The 15245-nt window shown below is 35.8% G+C and carries 13 protein-coding genes; 6 read left to right on the forward strand and 7 right to left on the reverse strand.

Features of this window, described 5'->3' with window-relative positions; genetic code table 11:
* Positions 1 to 80: 80 nt before the first annotated feature.
* From A5880_RS05850 to A5880_RS05870, 5 genes are all read right to left on the reverse strand, one after another.
* Positions 81 to 4346: a hypothetical protein gene (locus A5880_RS05850; protein WP_086331140.1), complete on the reverse strand. Its 4266-nt coding sequence runs from the start codon at positions 4344 to 4346 to the stop codon at positions 81 to 83.
* Between the two features lies 1 nt (position 4347).
* Positions 4348 to 5415, reverse strand: coding sequence for a WxLIP family cell surface protein (locus A5880_RS05855; protein WP_086331139.1), 1068 nt, complete (start codon positions 5413 to 5415; stop codon positions 4348 to 4350).
* A 616-nt stretch (positions 5416 to 6031) separates the two neighbouring features.
* Positions 6032 to 6970 carry a DUF4767 domain-containing protein gene (locus A5880_RS05860; RefSeq protein ID WP_086331138.1) on the reverse strand — a complete coding sequence of 313 codons (939 nt, stop codon included), beginning with the start codon at positions 6968 to 6970 and terminating at the stop codon, positions 6032 to 6034.
* 163 nt (positions 6971 to 7133) lie between these two features.
* Positions 7134 to 7880: an SDR family oxidoreductase gene (locus tag A5880_RS05865; RefSeq protein ID WP_086331137.1), complete on the reverse strand. Its 747-nt coding sequence runs from the start codon at positions 7878 to 7880 to the stop codon at positions 7134 to 7136.
* Positions 7880 to 8479, reverse strand: coding sequence for a DapH/DapD/GlmU-related protein (locus A5880_RS05870; RefSeq protein WP_086331136.1), 600 nt, complete (start codon positions 8477 to 8479; stop codon positions 7880 to 7882). Before A5880_RS05870 ends, A5880_RS05865 begins: the two co-directional genes overlap by 1 nt.
* Before the next feature lie 122 nt (positions 8480 to 8601).
* On the opposite strand from A5880_RS05870, the gene A5880_RS05875 reads away from it, so the two are divergent.
* The 3 genes from A5880_RS05875 (at position 8602) to A5880_RS05885 (ending at position 11527) form a co-directional block, all read left to right on the forward strand.
* Positions 8602 to 9489 (forward strand): LysR family transcriptional regulator, encoded by an 888-nt coding sequence (locus A5880_RS05875; protein ID WP_086331135.1) that lies wholly within the window; start codon positions 8602 to 8604, stop codon positions 9487 to 9489.
* 222 nt (positions 9490 to 9711) lie between these two features.
* Positions 9712 to 10584 carry an alpha/beta hydrolase gene (locus A5880_RS05880; protein ID WP_086331134.1) on the forward strand — a complete coding sequence of 291 codons (873 nt, stop codon included), beginning with the start codon at positions 9712 to 9714 and terminating at the stop codon, positions 10582 to 10584.
* 34 nt (positions 10585 to 10618) lie between these two features.
* On the forward strand, positions 10619 to 11527 hold the full coding sequence (locus A5880_RS05885; RefSeq protein ID WP_256924829.1) for an ROK family protein: 909 nt from the start codon (positions 10619 to 10621) through the stop codon (positions 11525 to 11527).
* Between the two features lie 167 nt (positions 11528 to 11694).
* On the opposite strand, the gene truA is transcribed toward A5880_RS05885, so the two are convergent.
* On the reverse strand, positions 11695 to 12432 hold the full coding sequence (gene truA, locus A5880_RS05890) for a tRNA pseudouridine(38-40) synthase TruA (protein ID WP_086331132.1): 738 nt from the start codon (positions 12430 to 12432) through the stop codon (positions 11695 to 11697).
* Between the two features lie 160 nt (positions 12433 to 12592).
* Between truA and A5880_RS05895 the strand changes: the two genes are divergently transcribed.
* Genes A5880_RS05895 through A5880_RS05905 form a run of 3 tightly spaced genes read left to right on the forward strand, consistent with a single transcriptional unit; the run spans position 12593 to position 14636 of the window.
* Entirely contained in the window at positions 12593 to 12916 is a 324-nt protein-coding gene (locus A5880_RS05895; protein WP_086331131.1) for an ArsR/SmtB family transcription factor, read from the forward strand.
* A gap of 21 nt (positions 12917 to 12937) precedes the next feature.
* Entirely contained in the window at positions 12938 to 13852 is a 915-nt protein-coding gene (locus A5880_RS05900; protein ID WP_086331130.1) for an ABC transporter ATP-binding protein, read from the forward strand.
* A 13-nt stretch (positions 13853 to 13865) separates the two neighbouring features.
* Positions 13866 to 14636 (forward strand): ABC transporter permease, encoded by a 771-nt coding sequence (locus A5880_RS05905; protein WP_086331129.1) that lies wholly within the window; start codon positions 13866 to 13868, stop codon positions 14634 to 14636.
* Between the two features lie 87 nt (positions 14637 to 14723).
* Here the strand turns inward: A5880_RS05905 and A5880_RS05910 are convergent, their stop codons facing one another.
* Positions 14724 to 15233 (reverse strand): DinB family protein, encoded by a 510-nt coding sequence (locus tag A5880_RS05910; RefSeq protein WP_086331128.1) that lies wholly within the window; start codon positions 15231 to 15233, stop codon positions 14724 to 14726.
* Positions 15234 to 15245: the final 12 nt, after the last annotated feature.

The following is a 15245-nucleotide window of genomic DNA, read 5'->3' on the forward strand; positions in this document are numbered from 1 at the left end:
GTAAGAAAAAAGGCAGGATGATGGAACTTCCTACCTTCTTTCCCTCTATTTAATCTCAAGAATTTCGTCGTTGTATTTGATCAAGGTGTTTGACCTAGTTGCCATAAAATCGTTGCTCGATAAGCGCCTGATTGTAACACTTGACCAGAAGGAACTTCTAATATTAAACCAGACTTATTTTGATCCCATTCTTGGCTGATATTGTATTCATCGTCTTTCCCATGTGTTCTCACTGCAATCGGCTGTGTTGTATTTTCAGATAAAATGACCGTTTGATTATCATCAATCTTATATCGTATAGCAGATGGAAGAGTTTTACTTGGATCTTCTAGACTCATTAAAGGTTTTCTTAGCGTAGCTGTCAATTTCCACGCCCCACGCCCTTTTCGATTATCCCAAACAATCAGCGGTTGATCGTATTTCGCTTTTTCGACTTTAATAAATGGCAATCCCAATGATTTGCGCCCAAAATTTAAGAAGGTCGGGGATGATTGAATAAATAGTTTCCCTTTAAATTTGTATTGCACCGTACTTTCTTCACTCTGTACCGGAATAGACTCTTCATTTTCTGGTCGTTTATCAATCTGATAATTCTTATCAAGAATTGATGTCACTGCTTTTTGTACCTCTTCCTCTTTTGTCAAATCAATCGTTGATCCGACAGCTTCGTCAAAAATTATCGGATCATGCAGCTTCTCAGCTGATTCATCAACAAATTCGACCTTTACTTTTTGGTTACTTTGAATGTCTATACTAATTGTTTTTTCTGTTGTCTCTGTTCCTCTTTCTGCTTTTACAGTCGCTGAGTATTTTCCTTCTTTAGGATTTGTCGTTAAGTTTGTATGAGTGACTGATAAGTGGATGTCGTCACTGCTTCCAGACGTAACATCCCAAGCAGTTGCTTCAGAGTATTTCAAAATTAGTTCATTTATTTCACTTTCTGTTTTGTCTTGAAAGGCATCTGGTCTCTTTTGAAAATCATTGGCAATTAAATACAAGCCTTGCGTAGGTGGTGTTTCATCAATTACTAGTATGGGAATGTTAATTATGGTCGTCTTATCTGGCTCATTCGTATCCGTCATACGAACTTTCACATATTGCATTCCTGTTGAAGAGGTATCGGGCATGTCGCCTTCATATTCAAAGACTGCTTTATGTCCAGGTAGTATAACTGGATCTTTAATCAACTCTTGCGGTTTTTTATTAAATTTTGTCCCCTTTTGCATAATTTGCGGAATTGCTTTTCCGCCTAAATTATACACATTGATCGTTACCGCATAATCTTTTGATGGAAGACCATTCATCGGCCCTTCGGTTTCATTGATCCCTAATAACGAGGTCGAATATTTTTGGATTGTTCCAGGCTCTTCATTTAATTTTTTGGGTAAGGTTTCTCTTGGAATCGTCAACTTCCCATCAAATTCTTTTAGAGCATTGCTCGTATATGGAACAATCTCTTCACTTTTATCAGGATAGGTCACATAGATTTTCCCTTGACTTTCTTCTGTAGGAATTTTGCTTAACTTGTACGTTGCTTTATATTCGCCCGTGTAGTCGGGATATACATTAAACGTTTCAGGTTTGGCTTTGATTTCCATGTAAGGAAGCTCAGCTCCGGCAAAAATTTCATATCCTGTTTTTAATGCTTCACCAGGAGCTATTTGTTGCCAAGGAGCGCCTAACTGATAGGCCGAGTCAATACCTGATACAATTTCTTCCCCAGCCTTGTGTCCTTCACTTTCTGTTCCTTTACCAGTAAAATCATTTCCAAAAAAATTATCATATATATTGCCAAGAGATCCAGCATAATATTTCGTATAATCCGAGAGCCAATTTCCTTGAGAATTTTTCAATCTAATCGTAAATCTCTTCCCTGGTTCCGGCTCCATGTAAAAACCTGCTCCCTCTCCTAATGAATACATGGGAACGCTATCGTTATAGTAGTCTGTGTCCACACTTTCCAACATTGCTAAACGTCTTTTTTTTCTAGATACATTGTATGTCTCTAGCTGAACAAAAAAGTTTAAGTTTCGACTCATTGATAAGTTGTAAACATATATAAGTTCATGCTCTGAATCATACAGTACTTGTTTCAACTGGTTTCCTTTTTGCAAAAACCATTTTTTAGAAATAGACTCTTTCCCGTTTAAACCAGAACCTCTATCCCAAATATTAAATTGGTTATAAATGGGGGCACCATCCATCCCAGGTATATTTAAAACCCTATCATCCCTATAAAGATAACCTTTTCCCACACCATCTTTGATAATAAACCCATCTTCATTTACAACACTATCTATTAATCCTCTATTAGGAAAAGACATTTGCGATCCATTAAATGGGTTAGTAATAATTGCTGTAGTAGAATTTAACGGAATATCTTGCCAGCCCTTCATTCCCTCGTCTCCAAAAATCTCTTTCGGGAAAATAAAAAACTCAATTTCATGATTTAATTCTTCCGTTTCTGCCTCTATTTTTACAACTACTTTCCCTCCTCCTGTGCTCTCACTATTAATTGTGGTATTTTCAAGTTTAGTGCGCAATCGCTTCCCAGAAGTCAATTCCCAAGCTTTAATATTAAGTTTTTCTTCTAGTAATTGAGTGATTTCGGGTACTGTTTTCCCTTCTAGCTCCTTCATAAATATAAGGTTCTGATTCTTTTCAAACATTAATCCTACTTTGGACGTAGAATTATCTATAACGATTGAATCAGGTTCTGCTGTAACCATTATTGGTATAGGAATAACTGTTGAATATTGTTCGTACAATTCATCCATTATCTTAATATATCCCCAGTGAAACCCCGCTTTACTAGAATCAAATGTATTCTTAGGCTCTGTTTCTTCTCCCTGCCCATTCTTCACCCATTCAAATTTTGTATAACCACTTACTGTTTGTACACTGCTAAAAAAAGGATAGCCATATGCGTCTATTTCTAAACGTTCATTTTGTTTTACTTGAAAATACTTAGGCTCTTGTAATACGCCTCCAAAAACTTTGACATCCTTTGTGATAGTCTCTTGAACGTCATCTTTTTCCACTACAACCTCTCCATAATATATCCCTGGGTCCTTTTGTAACGTTGTACTTTTGAAAGATGCAGAAACTGCTTTTCCTGTTTTTTTATCCCAAGCTCTCAAGTCCGATTTCGATTGAAGCATTTGGAGTATTTCTGTTTCCTTTTTTCCTTTGAGCTCATCAGGATAAAAAACGATATTTTCATTTGTAGCAACCAATACTTCATTATTAAAATGATCACTTGTGTTGATATTTCTGATATTTATAGGTACTTTCTTAATTGTCGTTAATTCTGGAAAGTCCTGTGATATCATTTTGACATATGCCCAGTGGAACCCAACCTTACTTGTATCAAATTTTTCCAATGCAACACCATTTTTATCTACATATTGGAAATCTGTCGAACCGATTGTATAATTTGATGTCACTAGCATTGACGGCGCAGTTGCTTCTGTATTTTGTTGAAACTCGATATTCTCTTGCATTTCAAATCCGATAATCATCGCACTTTTTGACGTGGTCTCTTTCCTTGCGCCAGTTTCAGAGTCTAGGATTGCTTCAAACTCTATTGAATAATGCCCCGCAGTTGTACTCGCATTAGAGAATTGTTCGACCGTTGTATCGGTAACATCTACCAAAACAGTTGATCCATCGTCCAATCGCCAAGCTTTTACCTTCGATTTACTTTTCAGTATTTGTTTTAATTCTTTATCCGTTTTATCCTTTAGCTCTTCAGGAGTAAACGCAATGTAGCCTCCAAAATCTTCTGTTTGCAACGCCACTTCATTATTGAACAACATTGTAGTCATTCCATTTATAACCGTTACTGGTATTGGAACAATAATACTCGATTGTTCTTTTTTTTCTGTAATTTTCACATAAATTGTTTGAAAACCCAGTTTTGAACTATCCGGGGCGCTAGGTATACCCTTTTCGGTCACATATTCATATTCCACTTCATAACTTGCCTCAGGGAGAACAAGATCTGAAACTAGCTCATAGATAGAATAAGGGTTCGTCAAATCAGGAAAAGGGTTAGTTTGCATGAGTGTATATACCTTGGGTGTAGCCTTTAAACCTTTTTCATTTTCAACTGGTTCTAACGCTTTGGTCGAATGCTTTTTTACTTTAGGTAATGGAGATGGATCTTTAGGAAACAATGTTGGTTTCGTCTGTTTCATTTGGCGCTCTGTGTGTTCTTTATTATTCGCCGATATTGGTTTTTGTGTAATAGACCATATACTTAGCAATGCAACTAGCAAAGCAAACATTCCGATAAATCGCCAAGTTCGCTTTATCTGGGTAGACTGCTTCTTTTTCTTACTCATTTTACACTCCTTTACTTTTATCATTTTTGAAGAAATTTACTCTTCGTTTTTTGCGTCTAACGAATAAATAACTTGCAAATGACAACAGCAAGACTAATCCAGCCCCAAAGTACCAAAATGCGCTAGTAGAAGTTATCGTTCTTTCTTTCCGTTGTTCTTTTATGCGATTTGCTTCTAACGATGTGATCGTAAAATTATCTGTCCAAGACCACGAGACGCCACTTTTTGCAGAAGCCGTAATCTGAGCTGTATACTCTCCTGCATTTATTTCTTTGTCTTGTAATTCAATTGGAAGATCAATCATCGAATTTGGTGCCATACGCATCTCTTTTAACTCATCCTCAAAAAGCGTTTTCTGCCGGTTAGCTTTTCTCACTTGAATAAAGAAGTTCATCCCTTCCGCATAAACCGGCTGAGTGTTAGAAATATTCACAAACAAATGACTACTGCCTTCTTTAAACGCTACGTAAGTCTTGTTTAATTCTAGTTTTGGTTCTATATTTTTTGTCTCGCCAACTCTTAGTAACATTCCTACCAAAAAGGCAAATTCATTTACTACAACATCTTTTTCTTGTTGTTGAGAATCTTCATTTTGTTCTACAGGTTTTATCTGAATCCCACCAGAAATCAACCCATTAAACGCTGGCTTTGGTATAGAAATAGCCAATTCAACTTCTGTACTGCCTTTTGCCGGAACAATGACTTTCTTTGGTGCTTTTACAATATCGGCTAAGTCATACTTTAATGATGCATCTTTTTTTATAGTACTTGGTCCATACTCAACGAAACCGTTACTATTTGTTTTAGCACTATTTAATTGAACTTTTACCGTCACATTTTCTGATAAGGTGTTCGTTAATTTCAGGACAACTTTTTGCTCTTGTCCAGATTGAACATTCATATCAAAGTAGCCTAAACTTGTATCCGTTTGATTTTTTGGATAAATGACGTCATAAGATAATCCAGTAATCAAACGAGCAGACTCTTCTTGAGCAAAGCTACAATTTGGGGTGAATAAAAGAACTGTGTATATAGTAATCAGCGCAATCATCCATTGTTTTCTCCTCATTCTCTTCTCCTCCAGTTACTCTAAAATAAATATATTTCCATTTTTTCTAAGCATATTGTTACAACGCCATTAATTTTTAATGCGACTACTTGTTCACTCTATATCAAAATGGACGTATAATTGTTATCGGTCTTGACCTTCACGACACACATATCACTATTTCTTGTATCCTTTTTGAAAATACTCAAGCACTTGGAAAGTATAACAAAAAAAAACTTAAAAAGTCCACAAAAAAACTTAAAAAACAACGTTTAAAACGATTAATAAATAACGTAAAAAGGAAATAAAAATGAGATTCTTCTATTATCGAATGTTTATTTTTCAGAACAAAAAAAGAGACTAATCCACCAAGAACTAACCTCTTCTTATTTTATTGTTATTATTCATGATGTTATTTATATTCCATACTATTATAATCGGTTTTTTCGCTATTTTATTTTTTATTCAAGATATAAAAATATTTATATTGAATAAACTATTAAAAAAAGAGGCAGAATTAAAATTAAAAAATAATTTTATTTCTGCCTCTAAAATTGAATAAACGATTATAAAAACGTAGCTTTATTGGAAATCAACGCTTTTGTCTGCGTCTTTTCTATTAATGATTATCTATCCTTTATGAACCAACAATCGCAGAAAATCCGTTACTTAAATCAGCATTTTGCGTCTGCTTAAAATAAATAAGATTTTCATTATTTCCTTGGTTTTGCATTGTAACTAATACGACCGGTTGCCCATTTAGAATTGTAAAGAGATATAAATGCCTCTCAAGTTTTTGTGTAGTAGTAATATCTGAATATACTGCGACTACATTATAACCACTGCTTGATTCTCCAGTATCAGACCATTGAACAGTCGCTCTGTTTCCTCCAACAGCAATGTTATTGTTGGCTAATTCACTAGGAAAACTGTACCCGTACCAATTTGCTTCAAAACCAGGGTAGTATTCAATATAGGATTGTCCCATTATATTTCCCCAACTTTGCATAAATGAACGTAATTCTGATTTTTTTTGCGCATTCCATAATGTATTCGTCGTTGTTTCAGTGGGTGGCGCTGTGGTCTCTTTTTTTGGCGGGGTTTGTTCCTCTTTTTTTTCAAGCGCTTTTTTATTTTCTTCATTTTCTTTCATTACTTCTTGTGTTATTTCGTCCATCAATTCTTTTCCATATTGTTTGAGCCCTGCCGCTCCGTCTTTAGAACTTACCAATTCTGATAATTCTTTTAACGCTTTAGCGTGCTCTTTCTTCTCTTTTAAAGAAACAATCGTTTGATACAACTTGACTTGTTCTACCATTTGTTGAGCCTCGGCGCTGTCTTTTTTGTATTCCAATGCTAATTGAAATGCGGCAATCGCCTTAGACATGTCTTTATCAACAATGGCTTTTTTTCCGTTATCTATCGCTGACTTATACTTATAATCTGTTTGTTTTTCCTCATTCGTTGTTGCAGTTGTTGTCTCACTAGTTGCCGAAGTCGTTGTTTTATTACTTGAACATCCTGTCACTAAACCAATCATCAAGCATGAAACTAGCCCAATCAATCCTTTTTTCATCCCATACACTCCCTTTATATCTTCCCTTTTTTCCTAGTCTTATTATCCATTAATCCGATCTTTATGACAAGCTTTATTGTAAAAAAACACTCAGGACTTTTTATCCCAAATGTTTCATTTGTCAGAACTATAAGTGATTGATTTACATCCATTTGTTTACAACTTACCACGGCTGATCAGCAGGCCCAACCGTGAACTCACTAATATTGACATCTTCAGGTTGATTGATCGCATAAGCAACAATATTCGCTATCCGGTCAGGTGTTATGCCATATTGTTTATACAATTTAGTCATTCCCTTTGCTGTATTTTGGTGTGTGATTGAATCTAATAATTCGGTATTAATTGCGGCTGGATAGATTGTTGCCGTCCGAATATGGGTTCCTTCTTGGGCTGACTCCATTCTCAACACTTCCATTAAATCACGTATTGCCCATTTCGTCGCACCATACACAGCACCACCTGGATAGGCTTTTAATCCAGCAACAGAAGATGTAGCAATGATATGTCCAAATTTTTGTTCAATAAACGAGGGTAATACTGCCCCAATGCCATTTAGAACGCCTTTGATATTGATATCGATCATTTGATTCCATTCATCTACTTTTAGTGCAGATAATGGAGAATTAGCCATAATTCCAGCGTTCAGAAAAATTACATCTACTTTTCCATATGTTTCTTTCGCAAAAGATACCAATTGCTGATTATCTTCTTGTTTTGCAACATCTGTAACCTTATATACAGCTTCACCTGCAGTAGCATTTATTTCTTCAACGAGTTTAATCAGTTTCTCTTCCCGGCGAGCGGCTAGCACAAGTTTTGCTCCTTTTTCTGCTAATAATTTTGCCGTTGCTTCACCAATGCCTGATGAAGCTCCTGTAATAATTACCACTTTATCTTTGATAGCCATTATTTTTCCTCCTTATGATTAGTCACATTATTTTTATACTCAATCTCTTTCAATTTCTTTGCAGGACTTCCAGCTACAATTACATTGTCAGGAACATTTTTAGTTACCGTTGAATCGGCTGCAACAATGGAATTTTCGCCTATGGTCACACCAGGCAAAACCGTCACATTCGCTCCGAGCCACGCATTCTTTTTAATATGAATAGGTGCTACTCGAATCCCCCGCCTTTTTTCCGGATTCATTAAATGATTCACTGTAACCAGTCTTGAATCTGGTCCAATCAACACATCATCTTCAATAACAATCCCGCCCAAATCGACAAAAGTCACTTGCTTGTTAATAAAAATATTTTTCCCAAATATAATATGCTTTCCAAAATCACTATAAAAGGGTTGTGAGATTACAACGGATTCATCGATGGTTTGACCAGTTATTTTCCTCATCCATGCTCTTACCTCTTCATTCGTACGATACTGCGTATTAAGTTCCATCATCAGTTGCTCGTTCTTTTGCTTCACTAAATGAATATCACGATAAAGAGGGGAATCCTTTAAAATATCTTTACCGACCATTTCCTTTTGTAAGTCACTGACTGACATATATGCCCTCCTTTATAAATAAACGTATTTACTATAATCATTCTAATCGGATATACTATACTTGACTAATATCTATATCGAATACCCATTCATGCTTTTTATCTATAGAAAGGAAGAAACTTATGGACTTACGTGTATTAAATTATTTTTTAACAGTAGCACGAGAAAAAACAATCAGCAAAGCCGCAGAAGTCCTCCATCTGTCTCAGCCTACCTTGTCAAAACAATTGAAGGAATTAGAAGCAGAGCTAGGTGTCACTTTATTTGAACGTGGAAATCGTTTTATCACACTAACCGAAGAAGGAATTTATTTAGTAAATCGGGGCAAAGAAATTTTATCTTTAGTGGAATCGACAACGACTAACTTATTAAAAAATGATGTCGTGAGCGGAGAAATTACTATAGGAGGAGGAGAAACGCAAGCCTTTAAATGTATTGCTGAACATTTGTACGAATTAAGGAAAAAACACCCTGATATTAACGTTCATCTATACAGTGGAAATGCTGATGATGTACTGGATAAAATTGATAAGGGATTACTGGATTTTGGATTAGTCATTGATCCTGTAGAAAAACAAAAATATGAATATTTGCGACTGCCCTCAGCTGACCGGTGGGGAATCTTAGTAAATGATTTAACCCCTTTACATTCCTTAAAAAATGTTACACCAAAAGATATCCAACATATTCCGCTACTCATCTCAAATCAATCACTAGTGGATAATCAGCTAGCAGAATGGCTTGGTGGAAATATTGATCATTTCAATGTAATGGGAACATATAATCTATTGTACAATGCTTCATTATTAGTAAAACAAAATGTAGCCAGTGCACTCTGTATTGACGGGATCATCAATACCGCTGAGACAAATTTAACTTTCATTCCTCTATCGCCGCCATTAGCGGCTAATACCAATATTGTATGGAAAAAAAATCAAGTTTTTTCTAATGCATCCAACGCACTGTTAACCTTACTTAAAAGAGAAGATAGATCAGAAGGCCATTTCTGAAGTTATTGCTTCTAATCTACCACTTCCTTTTATTCGGTTTCTATTTAACTTAGATATATCAAGCGTAAACGAAACTTTATTACCACTGCCTTAATTAAAGACAGTATTCTTTATTACGTCACCTGGGTAGCTATTCCAGCTCTTGATTAGTAACCGATTTCATTTATAATACAAGTAAGGAAAAAATTTGTTTACAGTAACTATCCATTAGGAGGCAAAATTATGTTAACCTTTGATATTCCAAAAATGCGCACCCAAATGAGTGAAAACGATGCCAAACGCGATGCCGGATTGATTGAACCCGATACTTTAGAAACATTCAAAAACTTATCTTATGGATCCTATGGTACCGAAAATACGTTTGATATCTACTATCCAAAAGGAACAACTCATTGTTTGCCGACAATTATCAATATTCACGGCGGTGGATTTTTTTATGGTGACAAAGAGCTTTATCGCTTTTATACAATGTATTTAGCCACACAGGGATTTACCGTAGTGAACTTCAATTATCGTTTAGCACCAGATCATCACTATCCTGCCCCTTTAGAAGATACTAATGCTTTGATGCATTGGCTGATTGAACATGGAAAAAATTATTATGTTAATCTAGATCAGCTATTTTTAGTTGGCGATAGCGCTGGTGCCCAACTGGTCGAACAATACGCTACAATGACGAGTAATCCCGTTTATGCTCAGAAATTTCCATTTGAAATAGCTCCTATTCACTTTAAAGCCGTTGCTATGAATTGCGGAGCCTATTTTATCGGTCAAAGCGATCCTATCAATCAAGACTTTCCATTTTACTTTGGCGAAACGATTTCATCCACACTTGAGAGTCAATTTCCTATAGAAAGCTATATTACTGAAGCCTTTCCACCCGCCTTTATTACAACAGCTACACATGATTTCTTAAAAGACTTAGCCCAACCTTTAGTGGATTTGTTACAGTCAAAAAATGTCGAAACAACCTATCGGCTTTATGCAAATCAAGACAATACTAGACTTGAACATGTTTTTCACATAAATCAAAAAAGTGACATCGCAAAACAGTGCAACAATGAGACGCTTACGTTTTTCAGAAAATTTCTCTAATTTGAAAAATAAATATATACAATCGGAGGATTGGATGATGCATTATTTAAGTATTGATATCGGTGGCACATACATTAAATTTGGGTTGATTGATCGGGCTGGTAACTTCATCCAAACGTGGCGGCAACCAACACCTAAATCATTGGATCGTTTCAAAGACACTATCCAATCTGAATTAAAAGGACAAGAAGGTAAAATCAAAGGAATTGCTATGAGTTGCCCAGGAAGAATTGATTCCACTAAGGGATATATCCACACAGGCGGCGCTTTATTATTTCTCTATAATTTTCCGATGAAAGAATGGATAACCAGCATAAGTGATTTACCCTTTGCAATAATCAATGATGGAAAAGCTGCGGCTTTAGCTGAATGGTGGATCGGTAATTTGAAAGGAATTGAAAATGGCGCAGCTGTTGTTTTAGGAACGGGCATCGGTGGTGGGTTGATTTTAGATAATCATTTACATCAAGGACCTAATTTTCAAGCTGGCGAGCTCAGTTTTCTAATTCGACATCCTTCAAATCCAAAGCAACCACAAATATTGGGTTTTTATGGTTCAGCTGTAAAATTCATGAAAGAAGCCACAACCATATTAGACGTTCCAAAAGACGACCATCAGACTGTGTTTACAGCCATAGCAGACCAAGCCTCGACTACCTTAACTGCCTTATTTGAAAATTACTGTCGTGAGATCGCAATTCTTCTGATCGATATGCAAGTCTTGTTGGATTTAGAAAAAATTGTGATTGGTGGTGGGATCAGTGCGCAAGATGACTTGATTGAAATGATCCGGATACAGTATTCCACTATTAGACAAGAAGAACCTATGCTGGGTGAAACATTTGCTCCTCTTATTATTGAAGCTTGTGCATTTAGAAATTCTTCAAATTTATTAGGTGCTTTATATCAGTTATTTGTTGAAATCGATAATCAGCATAGCTAAACGACACTCTTTTTTTAATTCAGATAATTTAGAACACACACTTACAAAACAGAATTGCTTGCAAGGTTTAAATATCTCTAGAGAAAACAAAAAAACCACTATCCAGCTCATTTTGCAAGGGTAGCGGTTTTATTTTTTATAAAGCTTCTGATCTTACTGTTTACACCTTAATAATAAACCTCATCAAGAAAAAGTCCTTGAGAAGGTACGGTCATCCCTGCGTCACTTCTAACTTTCCGCTCAAACACTTCATCAATTACCTCCAATTGCATCGTTCCAGAGCCAATTTCTAAAAGTGTCCCCATAATGATTCTCACCATCTTATATAAGAAGCCATCTCCAACAAACGTGAAATGAATCATATCTCCTTCTTTTTGAATCGAAAGCTCTTCAATCGTACGAGTAGTTGATTTTTTCGTCTTTTTAAGGGAGGAAAAGCCAATAAAATCATGGGTGCCAATCAGTTTTTGACACGCCTTATTCATTAATTCAATATCAAGTTCTTGAGGATACTGAAAACTATAATGACGTTCAAATGCAGACGGAATTGCCTGATTCCAAACATGGTAACTGTATTTTTTACCTGTTGCATTGTATCTCGCATGGAATCGTTCAGATACTTCTTCTGCTTTTTTCACAACAATATCACGCGGAAGGTAACGATTAAGAAACTCAACCATCTCTGCCAAACCTAGCGTATTATTCGTTTTAAAATTAGCAATTTGTCCTCTTGCGTGTGTTCCAGCATCCGTTCTACCTGAACCAATGATTTCAATCACGGTTCCAGTCATTTGAGTCAGAATATTTTCGATTTTTCCTTGGATTGTTTTGTCTGAATTTCCAAGCCTTTGCCAGCCCAAATACCTAGTCCCATCATATTCGATTGTTAATTTAATATTTCTCATCTTTTTCTCCTCGTATTCCTTAGTTTAGAAATTTCTCGCTACTTTAGTATACGCTATGATGAGTCGTATTAAAAATTCTTTTATACCCTCATCATTGACATTATATTCATACTGATCTATATTATACATAGGCAACCATCTATATAACGGAGGGATAGATATGGATTATGAAAAAATGTCTCTGGTGTTAAAAGCTATGGCTGATCCAAAACGAATGAAAATAATCGATCTTCTTTCATATAACAGTATGTGCGCATGTGACGTATTAGAGCATTTTGATTTCACACAACCAACACTTTCTCACCATATGAAAGTTCTAGAGGCTGCTGGGATCGTTGCAGTAAACAAACAAAAACAATGGCATCATTACACTTTAAAAGAAGAATTCGCAAGAGACTTTATGAATACCATGGCACAATTACTTTCTGATAATGATACAGATTGTCTTTGCCAAAGAAAAGAAACACAGATAGAAGAATCATAACAATAAGGAGATTTTAATTAAATGACTTATGCACTTGAAATAAAAGACTTAAAAAAAGTATACGCAACAGGCGTAGAAGCACTAAAAGGAATTGATTTAGTTGTAGAAGAAGGCGATTTTTATGCACTCTTAGGTCCAAATGGTGCTGGAAAATCTACTACTATCGGAATTATCACTTCCCTTGTTAATAAAACTTCAGGCAAGGTAAAGGTTTTCGGCTATGATCTTGATAAAGACTTAGTTCTTGCAAAACAACAAATTGGACTAGTCCCTCAAGAATTCAATTTCAATCCTTTTGAAACTGTAGAACAAATCGTTGTTAATCAAGCTGGATATTACGGTGTGTCTCGAAAAGAAGCCTTGAAACGTAGCGAAAAATATCTAAAACAATCCAATTTATGGGAAAAACGGAACGTCCGTGCACGCATGCTTTCTGGCGGTATGAAACGCCGACTAATGATTGCTCGTGCATTGATGCATGAACCGAAATTACTCATTTTAGACGAACCGACAGCAGGTGTAGATATTGAATTAAGAAGAGATATGTGGGATTTCCTGAGAGAATTAAATGAAAAGGGTACGACAATTATTCTGACGACTCACTACCTTGAGGAAGCTGAAATGCTGTGTCGCAATATCGGAATCATTCAGTCTGGTGAACTTATTGAAAACACCAGTATGAAGACTCTCCTATCAAAACTACAATTTGAAACATTTATCTTCGACTTAGATGAATTCGATCAAACGCCTGAAATTACAGGATATAAACATACGTTTGAAGACGAGCGAACACTGGTTGTAGAAGTTGAACGCAATCAAGGGATCAACGAATTATTTAAACAACTAACACAACAAGGAATAAAAGTACTTTCATTACGTAATAAATCCAATCGTTTGGAAGAACTATTCCTAAAAATCACAGAAGAAAAACGTTAATTGGAGGAAACACATGTTTAAATTATATTTTACGGCTTTAAGAAGTCTTGCGGTAAAAGAAACGAATCGTTATTTACGCATTTGGGTACAAACTTTAGTTCCACCTGTAATTACTACATCACTATACTTTATTATTTTTGGCAATCTGATCGGCGGGCGTATCGGTCAGATGGAAGGTTTCTCCTATATGGAGTTTATCGTCCCTGGTCTAATTATGATGTCTGTAATCACTAGTTCCTATGCTAATGTCTCATCTTCATTTTTCTCACAAAAATTCCAGAAAAATATTGAAGAGTTACTAGTTGCACCCGTACCAACACACATTATTATTTGGGGATTTGTCATCGGCGGACTTGGTAGAAGTGTTTTAGTAGGAACGTTAGTCACTATGATTTCGCTATTTTTTGTGCCCCTTCATGTTTATTCTTGGTCTATTGTCATTATCACACTTCTAATGACCGCTATTTTATTCTCATTAGCAGGTCTATTAAACGGCATCTTTGCTCAATCATTTGATGATGTATCGATTGTTCCAACCTTTGTGTTACAACCTTTAACCTATCTTGGGGGCGTATTTTACGCAATATCCATGCTGCCACCGATTTGGCAAACTATTTCAAAAATCAACCCGATTGTCTATATGATTTCTGGTTTTAGATATGGTTTCCTTGGCACCATCGATGTCCCAATTATGTTTTCTATGCTCATTCTGGTTCTTTTCATTTCTGTACTGTATGCTGTATGCTGGTATTTGATTGATAGAGGGCGCGGATTGAGGAGTTAATACGCTTATTGAAATAGAAAGAGAAAATCTATTTTAAGCTACAATGCTTAGATAGATTTTCTCTTTCTATTCTTTATGAATAAGCCCCTATTTTCCAATCACTAATCTTCTTGAATAAACAGCTTGTCCTGAATGCATCACTGCATCATCAATCACTGAAACTATCCGATCTTGCCTAGTCACAACTGGTGTCCAACTCGTATCAATAACATCATCAAGACTATGTTCACCTAGTGTCTCCAAATAAGCAATGGTGAAGTTGACACTTGCAGTTAAATAATCACGTAGCAATTCTTTATCTCTTACTACCACTTTTGCTGCTTCCTCCGGAGTATGATGCCAATCTTCTGTATCATCGGGTAATTCCAAAGTAAATTGTTCACTCCAACCAGAATTTAGCCACAACGGTTTTGTCTTATTGAGTTCTGACATTTGATAATCTAGCTCTCTTGCTGTATGCCAGATAAGCCAAGTAACCGATTTGATCAAGGGCTCTGGCATAGTATTCGCTTCATCTACTGTCATTTGACCAAGTGTTTCTTCGAAACGTTCTTGTGCTCTTTTTAACGTATCAATAGATAATTGTGTGATTTTCATATGATCCTCCTT

The sequence above is a fragment of the Enterococcus sp. 4G2_DIV0659 genome (assembly GCF_002140715.2).
Lineage (GTDB): Bacteria > Bacillota > Bacilli > Lactobacillales > Enterococcaceae > Enterococcus_L > Enterococcus_L mansonii.